Origin of the sequence: Pelagibacterium sp. (assembly GCF_035555455.1) — a bacterium.
Taxonomy (GTDB): domain Bacteria; phylum Pseudomonadota; class Alphaproteobacteria; order Rhizobiales; family Devosiaceae; genus Pelagibacterium.
In genome coordinates this window covers 33,971-51,014 of sequence record NZ_DATMGM010000022.1, presented here as the reverse complement: position 1 = coordinate 51,014, position 17,044 = coordinate 33,971, and the positions used below count along the sequence as shown (strand labels likewise).

Below are 17,044 nucleotides of genomic sequence, written 5' to 3'. Positions count from 1 at the left end.
TCCGGGCGCAGGAGCCTAAGTCTTTACTTCCAGGGCTGCTTGGGCAGCCGGATTTCGCTGGCGCCTTCACGGTCAGAAGGTTCCAAAGCGACGAAAACGCCATCCTGCCACTGCCCGGTCCACCACAGGTCGCGCAACTGGTTATTCTCCAGCTTCGTTTCACCCAGGATGGTGGTGAAAGTACCGGTCGAGAGCTCCGAGGACACCGCCTCACGGTCGAGCCCAACCCGCTTGATCGCTTCCTCCAGCATTTCGAGGCCGGCATAGGTCATCTGCGACGCCCAGAAGTCAGGGGCCTGCCCGATGAAGTCCTCGTGCCGCTGGCGATAATCCATCAGCGCCGCGTTGGACGTATCGATGCCTCCAAGGCTCAGCACGCCTTCGGCATTGTCGCCATTGGCCCCGATATAGGTCGGGAACGGCGTCCCCACCCCGAGATAAAATACGTCGGGATTGAAGGCCGCAACCTGCGCTTGCTGGGTAAGGGCAAAGGTTTCAGGCGGATAGGAGAAGGCGACGAAACTGTCGGCACCCGAGGACTGCGCCTCGTTGAGCATCGGCGAGAAATCCGTGATCCCCGGCGGATAAGTGCGGTCCATCACGATGTTGAGGCCCGCGGCAGCGAACGTTTCTCGGGCCGCATTGACCAGATCGATACCAAAGCCATCGGCAACCGAGATAACGGCCACATCGGCGTTGATCTCGCCCGCCGCATGGGCTTCGCCGAGCACTTCAGCCAGCGCTCCGGCATAGTCGGCGCCCCCGCCCAACAGCCAGAAGCTGCCCGGCCAGCGCTCGGCGAATTCGGCGGCACGATCGGTCACAGCGGCCGAAGCGATCAGCGGATACCCGAACCGGTCCAGCAGCGGCGCAACGGCGAGATTGAACCCTGTCCCCCAGGGCGACAGGACGAAATCGACCTCGTCCTGGGTAACGAGGCGTTCGACGGCCCGCACAACCTCTTCTGCCGAGGACCGGTCATCATATTCGACCACCTCGATGGGCAGGCGCGATCCGTCCGGCAGTTCCAGTCCGCCGGCTTCGTTCACCTCATGCACCCAGAGGCGATAGTTTGGAATGGTGGTGATGCCTGCGCCCCCGGCGTTGCCGCCAGTGATCGAAACGGCATAGCCGATCTTGACCGAAGTACGGTCCTGCGCATGGACGGCAGCGGAGCTGACCCCGGCCAGAAGGGCTGTGGCAATACCGATGGTACGCAGGACATGCCTGCGGGAAATCAATGTCATGAAGTCCTCCTCTCGCCCAATCGGGCAATCACGCGCCCGGGAATTCTCCTCTTCCAGCGCTCAAGCCAGATTAGCCTGCTGGTCCCTCTGCCAGAATAGACTTTTTGCAGAGAAACTTGTACTTTTGGCGGAGCGTGGACGATAAGTTGGAGGCTTCAAGATGAACACGATCCTGTCGGCGGCCTCACCCCGAAGCCGTCTGGACCGGGCCCTCGAACTTGAAACCCAGGCCATCGGCTCTACGCTCGACACCGCGCAATGGTCGTTGCACGGGCGGCGCAACCGCATCTTCGTCCTGGTGGCTGGCACCGGAACAGTCCGCCACGCGGGCGAGGAAGCGCTGTTGCAGGCCCCCACTCTCGTCTGGATTCCCGTCGGACAGGGCGCCACGCTCACGCTCCATGCCGGTTCGCGTGGCGCGTGGCTGGCCATTGGCGAAGCGGTGCTGGGGCAACTGGTCCTCCCGGGCAATATCGGCGAAGATCTCAGGCGGCTTGCGACCCGCCCCCAATTGGGAACGCGGATCGACCGCAGTGTGGCCGACCGGCTCGCCATCCTGATGCAAGTCATGGAAACCGAATTGCGCGATGGCCATACCGGCGCCGAGGAAATGGTCCGCCATCATCTGGCCATCGTGTGCATCCTGCTCTGGCGGCATTCCGATCTCGTACCGGTCGATCCCCAACCCGCGCCGCGCGCCATCGTCGCCAATTTCCTGCGGCTGGTCGATCAGCGCATGCGCAGCCACTGGACCGTGGCCGATTATGCATCCTATCTGGGCGTTACCACCGATCGTCTCAACAGCGCCGTCCAGCGGGCGACGGGCCGTTCGCCCCTCGCCATCATCCATGCGCGGTTGCACACCGAGGCCCGCCAGATGCTGGAAACCTCCGGCATGCACATTGCACAGATCGCCTCGGTTCTGGGTTTTGAGGACCCGGCCTATTTCAGCCGCTTCTTCAAGCGCCTCAATTCAAAATCTCCCAGGCAGTACCGGGCAGATTTCGTCCGCGGCCAAACGCGGATTTCGGGTTCATTCGCCGCCTGGCCCTGATGGGCCACGCGACTCGGGCTCACCCCTTGCCTCTCGCGCCATCCGCATGGCTTTGAGCAACAGTCTCGACCAGTGGTCCTCGGCCGTGTTCCGTGTATTCACCGCTGCGATGCGGACTGAACGAGCAGCCCGGAATCCCTTCGGGGCAGGCGTCGCGCGCACCGGCGTTTGCGGGCGAAAGCCCGCAATCTTGCGCCGCAACTGTTCGAAATTGAGCGGCCTCGTCAGCGTCTCGATCGAGCGATACCGCGCCGCCATCGCCTCCTTGCCCCGCGCGATGACGAACGCCATGGGCACCCCATAGCCCATCAGGGTCTCGACCAGGTGCAGGACCTCCGCACCGAATTCCTTCACGTCGACGATTGCCCCGTCAAGACGGCGTTTACCGATGATCAGGCTCGCATAGTGGACGGTGGGCGCGGGCCCGAGTACCTCGACCCCATAGCGCCTCAGATCATCGCAGACCGCGCGGGCCAGCGCCTGGTCGCCTTCCACCACCAGTACGCATTTTCCGGCAAGAGAATTCAAGAATCCCTCGTCGCCCCGCCCGCTCATGTTGCCGCCACCGCCGCCATCATCGCCACCACGGCACCCTCCTCTGCTGTCCTGATAACAAGTGCTGGCCCAAGCTTTCGTTGCACGGCTGAGACTGCGGAACACGCCTTCGCCAAATTCGTTGACAGTGGCCCGGTGCGGTCGAACACAGGTGTAGGCCGCGCTACATTTTTGTCTCTTAACCTGCGTTAACGTTAATTGCGGAGCGGCACGATCACCCTATGACACCTCCCCTCACAGCCCCTGCACCCTGGCACTTTGATTTCCATCCCAGCGTCAGATGACCCGGAGCGCCAGTTGACCGAGTTACTTGTCGCCCGGCTGCAAAGCCATCTTCCGCTCGATCAGGCCGACCGAACCGGTCTGCTCGGACTGCCTGTCCGCGTGCTCCGCATCCCCGGTCGCAGGTCCGATCTTGCGGGCACGCTCGCCAGGGATCACATCCATGTCCTTGTCGATGGCTTTGCCTGCCGTTACCGCGATCTCCCCGACGGGCGGCGACAGATCATCTCTTTGCTGGTTGCGGGTGACGTCATCGATTTGCGCCGGTTCGTGCTTGGCGGTGAACTGTCACCGCTGGCGGCGCTCTCGCCGCTTGGCATTGCCGCAATCCCAGACGCGAGCCTGTTCGCCCTGCTCGAAACCGCACCCCGGATCACCCGCGCCCTGTGGAGCACGACGCTGATCGAGGAATCCATTTCCCGTGAATGGCTGGTGAGCATTGGCAAGCGCTCCGCCATCGAGCGGGTCGCGCATCTATTGTGCGAAACTTATCTGCGGCTGGCGGCGGTAGGCCGCAATGATGGCCACCGCTTTCCCTTGCCCCTTACCCAGAGCGAGTTGGCCGATGCGCTGGGCCTCTCCACCGTCCACGTGAACCGGACTTTGCAGGAACTGCGTCGCCTGAACCTGATTGCGTTTCACTCCGGCATCGTCGAACTCTTCGATTTCGATGCCCTGGCCCAATTGGGCCTGTTCTCGCTCCAATATCTGCACTTGCGCGTTCCTGCCCGCCCCCGTTGACGTTTTGCCCTACTCCAGCTGATCCTTGCGCAAGGACTGCCGCGTTTTCGCATAGCCCGACCAGAAGGCGCTGCCTGCCCGCTCGATTGCCGCGTCGAGCGAAAACACATTGGCCGCCGCAAGGCCCTCGATCTCGTCCCAGTCCACCGGAACCGCGACAGGCGCGCCTTCCCGCGCCCGTGTCGAGAACGGCGCGATTGCGGTCGATCCGCGTTCATTGCGCAGATAGTCGATGAATAGCCGCCCTTCGCGCGCTTTTTTGGACAGCGTCGCCGTAAACCGCTCCGGTTCATCTTCGGCCAATTGCCGCGCGAACCCTGCCGCGAACGTCTTGATGTCCGGCCATTGGAAACGGCGCGTAATGGGGACGACCACATGGATGCCCTTGCCGCCTGTGACCAACGGAAAACTCGTCAGCCCCCGCTCGCCGAGCTTGTCCCTGATATCGCGCGCCGCCGCCTTGACTTCGGCAAAATCCAGCCCTTCGTCGGGATCGATATCGAACACGATGCGGTCGGGCTTTTCGATGGCATCGCGGCGCGAACCCCAGATGTGGAATTCCAGCACCCCCATCTGAACCCCGGCCAACAGCCCACCAAGATTATTGAGCGTGAAATACTTGTCCGTGCTGCCGTCCTTCTCCCGGATCGCCACCGTGTCCATCCCCTGTGTGAAGCCCCCGGTATCGTGCTTTTGAAAGAAGCATTGTCCGGTTCGCCCGGCAGGACAGCGCACCAGACTGAGGGGTCGGTCGGCGATGAACGGCATCATCGTATCGGCAACAGCCGCGTAATAGGCCGCCAGCCTGGCCTTGGTTATGCCCTGTTCAGGATAGAGAACCTTGTCGGGACTGCTCAGCTTCACGCCTGCCTGTTTGGCAGCTGCAATGCCGTCTTCGTCGCGCAGCGTCATGGCGCCTCCTTTCAGCCCCGCCGGTTTTTCCAGCGCAATTCCCGTTGCCCGTTTGTCCTCGCGCAGGCCCAGAAACGAGGGATGGCGCAACGCTCCGTCCGGGGTCACCTCCGTATAGGCAATTTCCGCCAGATGCCTGGGCGAGACCCATTGGGCGTCCTTGGCCATCGCGACGGGCACTCCTCCGAGCGGTGCTGTCTTGCGGCGGTCGGCTTCGAGCATGCTTTGCAACTCGGCGCGCACCGCTTCGGAAAATCCGGTGCCGACCCGCCCCCGATAGACGAGCTTTCCGTCCTCCTGGGTCGCCAGCAGCAGCGAGGCAAACACCCCGGGTCGCTTTTTTGATGGCGACCAGCCGACGATGACAAATTCCTGCCGCAGCGTGCATTTGATCTTGAGCCAGTCGCCGCTCCGTCCCGACCGATACGGTGCATCCGGCGCCTTGGCGATGATCCCTTCATGGCCATTTTTGCAAATTGTTTCGAAAACTTGCGCCCCGTTGCCGGCAATATCGGGCGAATATTGGATAGGATCATCGCGTTTTCGCGTCCCCAACACCCCCCTGAGCAACGCCTTGCGTTCCACTAACGGCTTGTCCCGAATAGACTTCCCCCCCTGCTCCAGCATGTCGAACACAAAAAACACCAACGGCCCCCCCTCCGACAGGTGCGTTTTCAACACCGAAAATCCCCCCCTCCCATCCGCATTAAATGCGCAAACTTCGCCATCCAGAAGCACGCTCGATCCGGTCAGTTGCGCCAGCGGCAGCACCAGTGGCGCGAACTTTTCGGTCCAGTCGAGCCCGGAGCGCGTGTAGAGCCGGACGGTGTTGCCGGAGATCGCCGCCAGACAGCGATAGCCGTCATACTTCATCTCGAACAGCCAGTTCTCACCCCCGGGAACCCTATCGACCAGCGTCGTCAGTTGCGGCTCCACAAAGGCCGGCAGCGGCAGGACGCCAGCGCTTTTTCTTTTCACCGGTGGCTTGCCCGCAGCGATCGCCTTCATCTTGCGGCCCGTGCTGACGCTGGTTGCCGCGTCGAGCAAGGCAGCGCCATTTTCGGAAGTGGCATACTCATCCACTTCCTTGATCAACAACCAATTCTCGCGCTTTTCGCCCGGCCTGGGCTTCATGCGGATCAGCGCCCAATTGCCTTTCATCCGCTCGCCGTCGAGCCGGAATTTCAGCTTGCCGGTGCGGAAACCTTCTTCCGGGTCCTCGATCGGTGCCCACGTGCCAAAGTCCCAGAGCATGACGGTGCCTCCGCCATATTGCCCTTTAGGGATAGTGCCTTCGAAGGTTGCATAGTCGAGCGGGTGATCTTCGGTGCGTACGGCGAGCCGTTTGTCCGCCGGGTCGGTGCTCGGCCCGCGTGTGACGGCCCAGCTTTTGAGGACGCCCTTGTATTCCAGTCGGAAGTCGTAATGCAGGCGCGTCGCATCGTGCTTTTGAACAACAAAAACATTGCCGATCTCCGCCCGATTTTCGCCCGCAGGTTCTTGTGTCCGCGAAAAGTCGCGCTTGGCGCGATACTCGGCCAGCAGATCGTCAACGCGGGTCATGTCACCCGCACCCATCTGTGGACCGACCCTGTCCAGCCCTTGCATGGCATCAATCCAACCAAGATTGCGCTCCCTTTACGGTCGCTTGCTCTCTGGCTGATCAATTCTCTGGAGTGCAGGCTGGTTCCCCCCCTGGCTTTCCAGCACGGCGGATCGGAGGCAGTAACCGGAAGAGTTCAGGCAGCAATGGTTCGCGTCAATGTGGGCCTTGCCAACGCCGCCATGGACATCATCAACGCCTGGGCAGACGACGTGCCGGTAACACTGCTATCTGGATGCACGCCCCTGGCCTCGCTCACCTCCATGCCGCCATAGAGGGCAAAGAGCGGACCGCCATGCCTCCCTGCCAGCGTTTAATCAGGTGATTGCAAATAACCACGCACTGCACGAATCTGGCATAGCCTCACCATCGCGGCGATCCATTCTCCCTAAACCAATCTCTTGCCAACCAGCCCGGACACATCCCCGACCAGGTCGTTTTCTTCCGCGAAATCGCGGCCGTAGAGAGTCGAGAGGATGGTGAGGCCGGCGTGGTGCAGCGGCATGTCGACGCCCGCGGCGCGGCCAAGATTAATCAGCGGGGCAAGGCCGAAGGGCGCGTCTTCAAGCACATATCGGCTCTGTTCGGTTGTCGGGCCCATCTGCCCGGCTCCCTCGGCGCGAATGGCGATGGCCATCGTCTCCAGTGGCGCGATAGCAAAACCATAGGTACGATTATAATGCTCGGCCATGGTGCGGACCGTCAGCCCGAGCTTCGTCGCCAACGCCAACCGTTCCCCATCGAGCTTTTCGAGAAAGCGGGCGACGCCGGAGGTAAGGTTTTCGCTCTGTCCCCAGGCCTCGCCGCGCTCCATGCGGGTGAAGTTGGCCAGCGCCAGCGCCAGATGCGCCTGCGGGTTGATGTTGGACAGCGAGATCGACAGCATATCCGGGCGCATCTCGAAATGATCGCCAAAGGCTGCCCGGCACAGCGCCACCGCCGCGTCCGTACCCGAGGCCGACATCGCCATATCCACCGATTTGCGAATGGTATTGACCCGCACGCCCGATGCCCCCACCGCACGGCAGCGCAGCAAAGTGGTGCCCCAGACAAGGATCGGATTGGCTTTGCCCTCGTCGCGCAGCCGCGCTTCAAGCGCATAACCGGCAAGCACCGGCTGGGCGTTGATGACGATTGGCTGCTCCGGCGTCGCCGAGCGGGCGATGTGATCATAGACAAGCCTATGCCCATTGGCCGGCAGCGCCACGAGGATCAGATCAGCGCCCGCAATGGCATCAGCTGCGCTTTCGGCGATCTCGGGGCGGAAGTCTCCTCTAATCTCACCTTCGACCACCAGCGGCGTGTCGCGATACCCGTCAGCGCCCTTGCCCGAAGGCGACCAGATGACCGGCGTGTGGTCGCGCGTCAACAGATAGGCAGCGCTGGCACGGGCGATAGCGCCCGCGCCCAAAATGGCGATCCGCATTGAGGGGTACTCCTTAGAAAAACCGCGACAAGCGGAACTCGGCAAATTCCGAAACGCTCTTGCCATGCACGATCTCGTCGGTGACGCCTTCACCGATGAATGCCGCCATGGTCACACCGCTATGGGTCACCGTCACATAGTAGTTCGACAAAGCCGGGTGCGGTCCGATGGCGGAATATCCGTCCGCCGGAATCGGGCGAATAGCGGTCCGCACGGCTTCCACATGCACGCCCTTGAGCGCCGGCATCAGTTGCGTGACGCGGTCGAGCAGTTCCTGCGCCGCCGGGTTGGACGGCACCGCTTCGGTATCGAATGGCAGCGTCTTGTCGATATCGTTGGCGCGCAACAGGATGCGGCCAGCCCCATCCGGTCGGCAATTGACCAGCGGCGTGCGCAGGCCGTGGCGCAGGCTCGTGTCGCCGCTCACCGTATAGGCGATGAGCCCCACAGTCGGGGCCAGCGGCAGTTCATGGTCCGCGTTGCCCACGGCCTCATTGGCCCAACGGCCCGAGCTGTTGATGACGGTATCGGCTTCGATTGTCTCACCATTGGCCAGCTTTACGCCGACTGCCGCGCCATTGCGGGTCAGAAGCTCCGTCACCTGCCCATACACCACTTTGAGGCCAAACCGCTGGCGAGCGGCCGCAACCATGGCTCCGGCATAAACCGGGCCATCGAGCCAGCCGTCTTCCGGGTAATAGATCGCCCCCTCCGGGTTGAACGTCGACAGGTCGACATCGGGCTCAAGCTCGGCCAGCGTCTGCGTGTCGATCTTTTCGGCGGGATAGCCCCACTCCTTGAGGCGTTCGAGCTTGTCGAAATCACCCTCGTCAAAGCCTGCGGCTTCGGCACCTGCGCCTTGCCACTGCACCACACCCGGACGGTGCAGCCAGTTCGATCCCTCGAACTCTTCGGCAAGACGGCGATGGCTTTTCACCCCGGCCCAGTTGAGCTCGAAATAGGCACGTGACGTCAGCTTTTCACAGGCATTGACCCAGGCATAGCTGGTGGACGACGTGCCGCCGCCAATGCGACGGGCTTCCACCAGCGTCACATCAGCACCAGCTTCCGACATGCGATAGGCGATCGACGATCCGATGACGCCGCCTCCGATAACGATGGCTTTCATCGTTGCAATCCTTTTACTTGCTCTCATTCCACACACGCCCCAACTCGGTCAGCATCAGCGGCCAGCACACGATGCCTTGCTTGATGCTGTTGATGGCGTAGGATTCATTGGGCGCGTGCACCCCGTCTTCGGGCAGGCTGAAGCCGAACATCAAGGTATCGATGCCCAGCCGCTCGCGAATGGTCGAGGTGATCGGCGAGGTGCCGCCACTGCGCACCCGCACCGGCGTTTCTCCCGTCACTTCGCGGAGCACGCGATCGGCGGCCACCACCAGCGGGCTGTCTTCATCGAGACTATAGGCCGGCGCACCATTGCGATCGGACTGGATCTCGATGCTGGTGCCCTTGGGCGCATGGGCTTGCAGATGGGCAATCACGGCATTTGCCGTTTCCTGCGGGTCCTGCCCGGCCACCAGACGAATGGTGATCTTGGCGTGCGCTGTGTTGGGAATGACGGTTTTCGAGCCCGGCCCGGTATAGCCGCCCCACATGCCGTTGATTTCCACAGTCGGCATCAGGGTCAACCGCTCGATGGCGGTGTACTCGGGATAGCCGTGGGCAACGCCACCAAATGAGGCGAAAAACTCGTCTTCGTTGAGGTTCAGCTCGGCAGCGTGCTGGCGCTGCTGCTCGGTCGGCTTGGCGGCTTCCGGAAGGAACCCTTCGACCACAACCGTGCCCTCATCATCGTGGAGCGAGGCCAACAGGCGCGCCATATCATGCAGCGCGTTGCGTGTGGTGCCACCATAACGCCCCGAATGCAGATCGCGCACCGCAGACGTCTTGAGCGTCACTTCCAGCGCATTGACACCGCGACAGCCCACATTGATCGCCGGCCAGAATCCGTTGCGCCCGCCATCGGCAGACAGCACGAGATCGGCCTGCAGCAGGTCGCGATAGCGCTCGAAGATGGCGGGCAGCGAGACCGCCCCCACCTCTTCTTCACCCTCGAACAGGCAACGAACGTTGAACGGAAACTCACCCTCGATGGCGAGATAGGCCGCAAGGCTCTCGATCGCGATCGTCGAGGAGCCTTTGTTGTCAGACGCACCGCGCCCGTAAATACGGTCACCCTTGCGGGTCAGAACGAACGGCTCTGTTTCCCAGGCCGACAGCGGATCGGGCGGCTGCACATCATAGTGGCCATAGACCAGCAGCGTCGGCTTTCCCGGCGCGTGCAGCCAGTCCGCATACACAGCCTTGTGGCCGCCGCCATCGAGCAATTGGACGTTCTCCAGCCCGATCTCTGTAAAGCGCTTGATCAGAAATTCGCGCGCTGCGGCCATGCCCGGCTCAAATGCCGGATCGGCACTGACGCTGGCGCAGGCTACATACTGTCCGAGCCTGTCGATAATGGCGTCCAGTTGTCCGCCCAGATGGTCGGCTACTCGCTGGGACATCGCATACTCCTAATTTTGGTCAGTTATCGCGCGGGTCGAGCGCATCGCGAAGGCCATCGCCCAGCAAATTGAACCCCAACACGACGAGAAAGATGGCTCCGCCTGGAAAGATCGACATCCAGGGAGCCTGGGTCATGAAATTCTTGGCCGTATTGAGCATCGAGCCCCAGGAAGGGTTTGGTGGCTGCTGGCCCAGTCCGAGAAACGACAGGCTCGCTTCGGCAATGATCGCCGTCGCGATGGTAATGGTTGCCTGCACCACAATCGGCGAGAGCACATTGGGCAGGATGTAGCGCACGATGGTCAGGCCGTTCGGTAGCCCGATGGCTCGGGCGCCTTCCACATAATCTTCTGTTTTGACGGCAAGTACCTGCCCGCGCGTCAGACGCACGAAAATCGGGGTCGCCGCGATACCGATCGCCAGCATGGCGTTCATCAGGCTGGGCCCAAGCGTTGCTGCCAGCGCAATGGCAAGGATCAGTGACGGGATGGCCAGCAACGCCTCGACCACCCGCGAGATCGCACCATCGATGAGGCCGCCGAAATACCCGGCAATCAAACCCAGCGGAACGCCCAGCCCCAATGCGATGGCCACGGACACGACGCCTGCCATCAACGAGGCGCGGGCACCGTAGAGCAGGCGGCTGAAAATATCGCGCCCGATTTCGTCTGTTCCCAGAAGGAACTCGGCTGAAGGCGGTTTGCGCACATTGGTAAAGGACGAGAAAAAGGGATCATATGGCGCAATGAGGGGCGCGAACACCGCCAGCATTACAAAAAACAGCACGATGGCGGCGCCAAACAACGCCCCGCGATTGCGCGCCAGCTTGCGCAGCCCGCGAAAGCGACGGCGCGGCGCGACCATTTCGGTCTGTACAACCGTAGTCATTGGGGATGCCTCAGGCGCGGATTGATGACGATGTAAAGCACATCAGCCAGAATGTTCATGGCGATGAAACCGATGGCGGTGAACAGCACGACGCCCTGGACCACGGCATAGTCGCGGGTAAAAACCGCATCGACGATGAGCTTGCCAAACCCGGGAATGACAAAGATCTGCTCGGTCAGCACAGCCCCGGCAAGCAGATCGCCAAACAGCAGCGTGGCCAGGGTCACAATCGGCATCAGCGCATTGCGCAACGCATGACGGATAATAACCGTCTTGCTCAGCAGGCCCTTGGCCCGCGCCGTACGGATATAGTCCGAGCTCAGAACGCTCAGCATGGCGCTGCGGGTATGGCGCATCAGATAGGCAGCCACCGCCGTCGACAGCACGAATGCGGGCATCAACATGCTCTTGATGGACAACCAGAAATCCTGGGTGATCGGGACATAGCCCGAGGCTGGCAGCACTTTCCAGCTCACAGCAAAAATCATGATCATGATGATTCCGAGCCAGAAATTGGGCACCGACATGCCTGACAGGGCCACCGCATTGGCGGCGTAATCAATCATGGAATTCTTATGTACGGCGGCCAGAATACCCGCTGGAATGCCAACCATCATCGCCATGATCATGGCCATGGTGGCCAGTTGCACGGTGATCGGCAGCTTTTGCAGGATGATCTCGGTCACCGGCAAGCCCGTGCGCAGCGAACTGCCGAAATCACCCTGCAGCACGTTGCCGACCCACGCCAGATACTGAATCGGCAAAGGATCGTTGAGGCGATATTTTTCCCGCAGGATCTCAATGACCTCCGGGTCCGACTGCTCGGCCATCATCGTCTGGATGGGATCGCCGGGCAGCAGACGCTGCAAACCGAAAATGATCACCGACAGGATGATCAGGGTCGGCAAGGCGACGAGAATGCGTCTGACGATAAGTTTAAGCACTGCGGCGAAGCTTTCCTGAACGGGCAGGCGGCGGACCATCCGCCGCCTGCCTTTTGCGATTAGTTTTTGGGCTTGAGACCACTCAGGCGCAGAACGCCGTCAGGGTAGGACACGAAGCCATCCAGGTTGGCGCTGTAGCCCCAAGTGCGGGGGGTGTAGTAGAAATACAGCGCAGGAAGGTCTTCAACAGCGATCCGCTGAGCCTGGTCGTACAGCGCCTTGCGCTCTTCGACATTGTTGATGACACGGGCCTGGTTGAGCAGGTCGGTCAGTTCATCATTGCAGTAATGACCGACGTTGCCGGCACTGCCGCACGCCAGATAGCGGTGGAAGTTCCCATCGGGATCGATCCGACCCGATGCGCCGAACTGGCTGGCGTCAAACTTGCCCTCTTCGCGTTCAGCGACGTAGGCAGCGAATTCGGTCGGACGCAGCGAAATATTGAAGCCCGCTTCGCTGGCCATCGCCTGCACCAGTTCAAACAGCGACTGCATGGCGGTGTTGTTGGCATAGAGGATTTCGAACGAAACACTCTCATGACCGGCTTCGGCCATCAGTTCCTTGGCCCGCTCGATATCGCGTCCACCACCGTCAAACTCGGGGTTGTAGGCCCAGGAAGCCGACGAGAAGGGCTGATAGGCGGGGGGATAGGTGCCCATGCCCAGCACGTCGTTGAGCACGTTGCGATCAATGGTCAGGTTCAGCGCTTCACGCAGACGCGCATCCTGGTTGATCGGGTTCTGCGAGCGCTCGCCATTGCCCATGTTGAAGTTGATGCCATAAAAACCAAGACCCGAGACGATGTCGAAGACAAGGCTGTCATCGGCTTCGATCGCTGCCATATCGGAGGGTGCCGGGCGCTCGATGATGTCGAGGTCACCAGACTGCAGATTGGCCAGACGTACGGTCGTGTCGGGGATGGGGCGATAAATCACGCGGTCGAAGTGGTAATTGTCCGCTTCCCAGTGATCGTCGAACTTTTCCATGACAATGCGGTCATTCTGGACACGCTCGGCGAGCTTGTAGGGACCGGCGCAAACCAGTCCGCCTTCACCGGCAGTGTCAAAGCTTGCCGGCGAAACCAGCATGCCCGCACGATCGGTCAGATTGGCCAGGAACGCTGCGTCAGGGGCCTTGAGCGTAATGGCGACCTGCGTTTCACCGAGCACGTCGATCGAAGCGATCGAGGCCAGCTCTGCCTTGCGGTTGCTCTCGGGCAGGTTCAGGCCGCGTTCGAGGTTGGCCTTGACCGCCTCGCCATCGACCTTGGTGCCGTCATGAAACAGCGCATCATCGCGCAGGTTCATGGTCAGAACCGTTTCATCGTCCGACCAGGACCAGTCAGCGACCAGACGCGGCACGATATTGAGTGCCGTGTCGATATCAAACAACGCATCGCACATCGGACCGAACACCATGCGACCGACGAAGGTGTTGCCGCGATGGGGGTCGAGGATATCGGGATCGTCCTGCATGGCGACGTTGAGGTCGGCCGCCGAAACAGCGCTCGCCCCCGTCATCGCGGCGAGCATGACGCTCATCACTATTTTTTTCATATTGGGTCTCTCCTTTTGCGTTGTCTCCGGCAGCCGGTGCGGCCTCCCCCGGAAATTATTTTGATCCGCTCAATTCAGGTAAGCGGGTCTGTTTTTTCTCCGCCTGCTTGGCGCGATAGAGGCCGAGGCGCAGGTTGAGTTTCTCGCGGCGTGCCGAAGCGGCGGGCGCACTGACCCCGGCTGACTGGATTTCCCGCCAGAAGTGGCAGGCCACGTGACGGCCATCGCCCACGGCTTCAAGCGCCGGGTGCTCCTGGCTGCAGCGCGGCTTGGCGTGCGGACAGCGTGTATGGAACCGGCAGCCCGATGGCGGCGCGGTGGGGCTGGGCAGATCGCCTTGCAGCAATTGGCGCTGCCCCCGCTCCGCCGGATCAGACACCGGGATCGCCTGCAACAAGGCCGAGGTATAGGGATGGAGCGGCGCGTCGTAGATGTCATCGGCAGCGGCCAGTTCCACGACCTCGCCCAGATACATCACCGCGACACGGTCGCTCATATGGCGAATGACAGCCAGATCATGCGCCACGATCACCAGTGTCAGCCCGAAATCATCCTTGAGTTCGCCAAGCAGATTGACGACCTGGGCCTGGATCGAAACGTCCAGCGCCGAAACCGGCTCGTCGCCGATCACCAGCTTGGGGTCGCCAGCCAGTGCACGGGCAATGCCGATACGCTGACGCTGGCCGCCGGAAAATTCGTGCACATAACGATCGCTCCAGTCGGCCCGCAATCCAACCGTCCGCATCAGCTGATCGACGCGATCCTCGACATCCTTGCCCGCCGCCAGCTTGTGCAGGCGGATCGGCTCGGCGAGAATCTGACGCACGGTCATACGCGGATTGAGCGAAGCGAACGGGTCCTGAAAGATGATCTGCAATTCACGGCGCAGCGCGCGCATCTTCCGCTGTCCCAGCGCCGTGATCTCTTGCCCCTCATAATGAACGGTGCCCGAAGTCGGCTCGACCAGCCGCAGGAGCAGACGTCCGAGCGTGGACTTGCCGCAGCCCGATTCTCCCACAATCGCCAGCGTTTCGCCCCGCCTTACAGCGAGCGACACCGCGCTCACTGCATGCACCAGCGTAGAGGGACGCATGAAATTAGCAGGCTGGCCAAAGCGCTTGGTAATGCCACGCGCTTCGAGAATGATGTCGTGAACGTTATCCGGACCCGTGCTCATACCACGCTCACATGCTCTTCGAGCGGGGCGTACCAGCACGCAACGCGGTGGCCTTCCCTCGGCTCGTAGTTGGGGGGAACCTCGTTGAAGCACCGCTCATCGGCGAACGGGCACCGCGTGGCAAACCGGCATCCGCGCGGCATGAGTTCAAGCGGCGGCACCGACCCTTCGATAGTCGCCAGCGTACCGCTGCGCTTGCCCACCGAGGGCACCGAACCGAACAATCCGAGCGTATAGGGGTGCTGCGGGTCGGAAAAAATATCGTCGACCGAGCCCATTTCGACAATCCGCCCGGCATACATCACCGCAACATCGTCAGCGACTTCCGCCACCACGCTCAGATCGTGGGTAATCAGGATCATCGCCGTGCCCGTCTCAGCCTGAAGCCGGCTCACCAGCGCCAGAATCTGGGCCTGAATGGTCACGTCGAGCGCCGTTGTCGGCTCGTCGGCAATCAGCAGTCGCGGCTCATTGGCCAGCGCCATGGCAATCATGGCCCGCTGGCGCATGCCGCCCGAAAGCTGGTGCGGGTAGGCGTGAAAGCGCTTTTCCGGAGCAGGAATGCGCACAAGGCTGAGCATTTCGAGCGCCCGCGCCTCTGCGTCTTCGGCTGAAACCGCCTTGTGCCGCCGGATACCTTCAACGATCTGCCGCCCGATGGTCATCGACGGATTGAGCGAGGTCATCGGCTCCTGAAAGATCATAGCCATATCGTTGCCGCGCAAATCCGCCCGGCTGCGCTCGGGCAGCGCAAACAGATTCTGGCCGTCGAAATTAGCCTCACCCTGCGTGATGCGCGCTGCGCCTTTCGCCAGCAATCCCATCAGAGCCAGAGAGGTGACACTCTTTCCGCATCCGGATTCCCCGACAAGACACAGCGTCTTGCCCGGCGTGACCGTGAAGGAAATATCGTCGATGAGGTTGGTTTTGCTTCCACCGAAGCTGAGCGAAAAATGCTCGACACTGAGAAGCGGTTCTTGCGTGGTCATGCAGCCGCCTTGAAAAAACGATCGGGCCGATAGGGCGCATATTCAGGGGCAGCGCGGCCATCGAGGATTTCATCCCGCAGGGCCGTACCGATGAAGGCACTGGTGTTGATGCCGCCATGAGTGACGGCCACCCAGTAATTGTCGAGACCGGGAAGCGTGCCGACGCAGGGCAGCCCGCCAGCGGGAATCGGACGCGTCGCAATGCGCACGGCTTCAGCGCCGATCCCGGCCAGCGCTGGCACCAGATCGCCGAGCCGCCGCGCCAGTTCCACCGCCGCTGGATGCTCGGGATGCGGCACATCCGTTTCGGTCAGCGTCTCATCGAGATCGTTGGCCCGCAACAGCAACCGCCCGCCCCCATCGGCCCTCACATTGAGATTTGGCGTGCGCAAGATCTTGCTCAGCGAGGTTCCGACGGCTTGCGTATAGGCAATCAGCCCCAGCGTCGGGGCAAGAGGAATTTCCAGCGCCGGATCCCCCACCACGGAATTGGCCCAGCACCCGGCGCAGTTGACGACCACATCGCCCGACAAAATCTCACCGTTCGCCGTTTCGACCCCGGTGGCGCGACCGTTGGTGACGATCAGGCGGCGCACCGGTGTGTGTGTACGCAACTCAAGCCCAAAACGCTTCATGGCCGCTTCGACAAGCGTCCCAATCATGATCGGCGCTTCGACATATCCGTCTTGCGGGTAATGGATCGCCTGTCCGTCGGGCCCCAGCGCGTCGCGCCGCAGGTTTGGTTCGATCCGCGCCAGATCGTCCGGTCCGATCAGGTCTGCCGGATAGCCAAGGGCTGCGAGCCGCGCCAGTTTCTGCTCCAGCGGGCTATCGCTCAGCGCCAGCCCTTCATAACCGGCATCCAGCCACTGGATGACGCCGGGACGCTTGTACCAATTGCCCTCGCTGCCGAATTCGGCAACGAGATCGGCATGGGCCTCCACCGCCGCGAGGCTGAGCCGATAATAGCTGTCGGAGTCGATTTTTTCGCAGGCGCTCACCCAGGCGAAACTCGTGAGCGATGTGCCTTCGGCGAGGCGGCCGGAATCGACCAGCGTCACATCCGTGCCGGCCTGCGCCAGCCGGTACGCCACCGCTGCTCCGATAACCCCTCCGCCTACGACGATCGCCTTCATGTCCC

Annotated in this window: 15 protein-coding genes; 3 read left to right on the top strand and 12 right to left on the bottom strand. The window is 61.8% G+C overall.

The genetic code is table 11. The annotated features are described in order from the left end of the window. Window positions 1-23: 23 nt before the first annotated feature. Window positions 24-1,247: an amino acid ABC transporter substrate-binding protein gene (locus VNS12_RS03885; protein ID WP_325486528.1), complete on the bottom strand. Its 1,224-nt coding sequence runs from the start codon at window positions 1,245-1,247 to the stop codon at window positions 24-26. A gap of 160 nt (window positions 1,248-1,407) precedes the next feature. Here VNS12_RS03885 and VNS12_RS03880 point away from each other — a divergent pair, with 160 nt between their 5' ends. Next, window positions 1,408-2,301, top strand: coding sequence for a helix-turn-helix domain-containing protein (locus tag VNS12_RS03880; protein ID WP_325486527.1), 894 nt, complete (start codon window positions 1,408-1,410; stop codon window positions 2,299-2,301). On the opposite strand, the gene VNS12_RS03875 is transcribed toward VNS12_RS03880, so the two are convergent. Beyond that, complete coding sequence (locus VNS12_RS03875) at window positions 2,281-2,829, bottom strand: response regulator (RefSeq protein ID WP_325486526.1); 549 nt, start codon at window positions 2,827-2,829, stop codon at window positions 2,281-2,283. The genes VNS12_RS03880 and VNS12_RS03875 overlap by 21 nt on opposite strands. A gap of 324 nt (window positions 2,830-3,153) precedes the next feature. Here VNS12_RS03875 and VNS12_RS03870 point away from each other — a divergent pair, with 324 nt between their 5' ends. Further along, on the top strand, window positions 3,154-3,879 hold the full coding sequence (locus VNS12_RS03870) for a Crp/Fnr family transcriptional regulator (RefSeq protein WP_325486525.1): 726 nt from the start codon (window positions 3,154-3,156) through the stop codon (window positions 3,877-3,879). Between the two features lie 9 nt (window positions 3,880-3,888). Here the strand turns inward: VNS12_RS03870 and ligD are convergent, their stop codons facing one another. Further along, window positions 3,889-6,354: a DNA ligase D gene (gene ligD / locus VNS12_RS03865; RefSeq protein WP_325486524.1), complete on the bottom strand. Its 2,466-nt coding sequence runs from the start codon at window positions 6,352-6,354 to the stop codon at window positions 3,889-3,891. Between the two features lie 186 nt (window positions 6,355-6,540). Between ligD and VNS12_RS03860 the strand changes: the two genes are divergently transcribed. Beyond that, window positions 6,541-6,669, top strand: a complete 129-nt coding sequence (locus VNS12_RS03860) for a hypothetical protein (protein ID WP_325486523.1) — start codon at window positions 6,541-6,543, stop codon at window positions 6,667-6,669. Window positions 6,670-6,782: 113 nt separating this feature from the next. Here VNS12_RS03860 and VNS12_RS03855 read toward each other — a convergent pair whose 3' ends face one another. Genes VNS12_RS03855 through VNS12_RS03815 form a run of 9 tightly spaced genes read right to left on the bottom strand, consistent with a single transcriptional unit; the run spans window position 6,783 to window position 17,039 of the window. Beyond that, the gene (locus VNS12_RS03855) at window positions 6,783-7,820 is read right to left on the bottom strand and encodes an NAD/NADP octopine/nopaline dehydrogenase family protein (RefSeq protein WP_325486522.1); all 1,038 of its coding nucleotides are present in this window, start codon (window positions 7,818-7,820) and stop codon (window positions 6,783-6,785) included. Between the two features lie 13 nt (window positions 7,821-7,833). Next, window positions 7,834-8,949: an NAD(P)/FAD-dependent oxidoreductase gene (locus VNS12_RS03850; protein WP_325486521.1), complete on the bottom strand. Its 1,116-nt coding sequence runs from the start codon at window positions 8,947-8,949 to the stop codon at window positions 7,834-7,836. A gap of 13 nt (window positions 8,950-8,962) precedes the next feature. Next, window positions 8,963-10,348 (bottom strand): M20/M25/M40 family metallo-hydrolase, encoded by a 1,386-nt coding sequence (locus tag VNS12_RS03845; protein WP_325486520.1) that lies wholly within the window; start codon window positions 10,346-10,348, stop codon window positions 8,963-8,965. Between the two features lie 19 nt (window positions 10,349-10,367). Then, window positions 10,368-11,237: an ABC transporter permease gene (locus VNS12_RS03840; RefSeq protein ID WP_325486519.1), complete on the bottom strand. Its 870-nt coding sequence runs from the start codon at window positions 11,235-11,237 to the stop codon at window positions 10,368-10,370. Further along, the gene (locus VNS12_RS03835) at window positions 11,234-12,220 is read right to left on the bottom strand and encodes an ABC transporter permease (protein ID WP_414693056.1); all 987 of its coding nucleotides are present in this window, start codon (window positions 12,218-12,220) and stop codon (window positions 11,234-11,236) included. Before VNS12_RS03835 ends, VNS12_RS03840 begins: the two co-directional genes overlap by 4 nt. Before the next feature lie 20 nt (window positions 12,221-12,240). After that, the gene (locus VNS12_RS03830; protein WP_325486518.1) at window positions 12,241-13,737 is read right to left on the bottom strand and encodes an ABC transporter substrate-binding protein; all 1,497 of its coding nucleotides are present in this window, start codon (window positions 13,735-13,737) and stop codon (window positions 12,241-12,243) included. Between the two features lie 55 nt (window positions 13,738-13,792). Beyond that, window positions 13,793-14,914: an ABC transporter ATP-binding protein gene (locus VNS12_RS03825; RefSeq protein ID WP_325486517.1), complete on the bottom strand. Its 1,122-nt coding sequence runs from the start codon at window positions 14,912-14,914 to the stop codon at window positions 13,793-13,795. After that, window positions 14,911-15,903 carry an ABC transporter ATP-binding protein gene (locus VNS12_RS03820; protein ID WP_325486516.1) on the bottom strand — a complete coding sequence of 331 codons (993 nt, stop codon included), beginning with the start codon at window positions 15,901-15,903 and terminating at the stop codon, window positions 14,911-14,913. Before VNS12_RS03820 ends, VNS12_RS03825 begins: the two co-directional genes overlap by 4 nt. Next, window positions 15,900-17,039 (bottom strand): NAD(P)/FAD-dependent oxidoreductase, encoded by a 1,140-nt coding sequence (locus VNS12_RS03815; protein WP_325486515.1) that lies wholly within the window; start codon window positions 17,037-17,039, stop codon window positions 15,900-15,902. The genes VNS12_RS03820 and VNS12_RS03815 overlap by 4 nt, the downstream gene beginning before the upstream one ends. Window positions 17,040-17,044: the final 5 nt, after the last annotated feature.

Excerpts from the sequence above, each read along its gene's own strand:
- VNS12_RS03885 (WP_325486528.1), bottom strand. The coding sequence starts at position 1,247 with ATGACATTGATTTCCCGCAGGCATGTCCTGCGTACCATCGGTATTGCC.
- VNS12_RS03880 (WP_325486527.1), top strand. The coding sequence starts at position 1,408 with ATGAACACGATCCTGTCGGCGGCCTCACCCCGAAGCCGTCTGGACCGG.
- ligD (WP_325486524.1), bottom strand. The coding sequence starts at position 6,354 with ATGACCCGCGTTGACGATCTGCTGGCCGAGTATCGCGCCAAGCGCGAC.
- VNS12_RS03860 (WP_325486523.1), top strand. The coding sequence starts at position 6,541 with ATGGTTCGCGTCAATGTGGGCCTTGCCAACGCCGCCATGGACATCATC.
- VNS12_RS03855 (WP_325486522.1), bottom strand. The coding sequence starts at position 7,820 with ATGCGGATCGCCATTTTGGGCGCGGGCGCTATCGCCCGTGCCAGCGCT.
- VNS12_RS03850 (WP_325486521.1), bottom strand. The coding sequence starts at position 8,949 with ATGAAAGCCATCGTTATCGGAGGCGGCGTCATCGGATCGTCGATCGCC.
- VNS12_RS03845 (WP_325486520.1), bottom strand. The coding sequence starts at position 10,348 with ATGTCCCAGCGAGTAGCCGACCATCTGGGCGGACAACTGGACGCCATT.
- VNS12_RS03840 (WP_325486519.1), bottom strand. The coding sequence starts at position 11,237 with ATGACTACGGTTGTACAGACCGAAATGGTCGCGCCGCGCCGTCGCTTT.
- VNS12_RS03835 (WP_414693056.1), bottom strand. The coding sequence starts at position 12,220 with ATGGTCCGCCGCCTGCCCGTTCAGGAAAGCTTCGCCGCAGTGCTTAAA.
- VNS12_RS03830 (WP_325486518.1), bottom strand. The coding sequence starts at position 13,737 with ATGAAAAAAATAGTGATGAGCGTCATGCTCGCCGCGATGACGGGGGCG.
- VNS12_RS03825 (WP_325486517.1), bottom strand. The coding sequence starts at position 14,914 with ATGAGCACGGGTCCGGATAACGTTCACGACATCATTCTCGAAGCGCGT.
- VNS12_RS03820 (WP_325486516.1), bottom strand. The coding sequence starts at position 15,903 with ATGACCACGCAAGAACCGCTTCTCAGTGTCGAGCATTTTTCGCTCAGC.
- VNS12_RS03815 (WP_325486515.1), bottom strand. The coding sequence starts at position 17,039 with ATGAAGGCGATCGTCGTAGGCGGAGGGGTTATCGGAGCAGCGGTGGCG.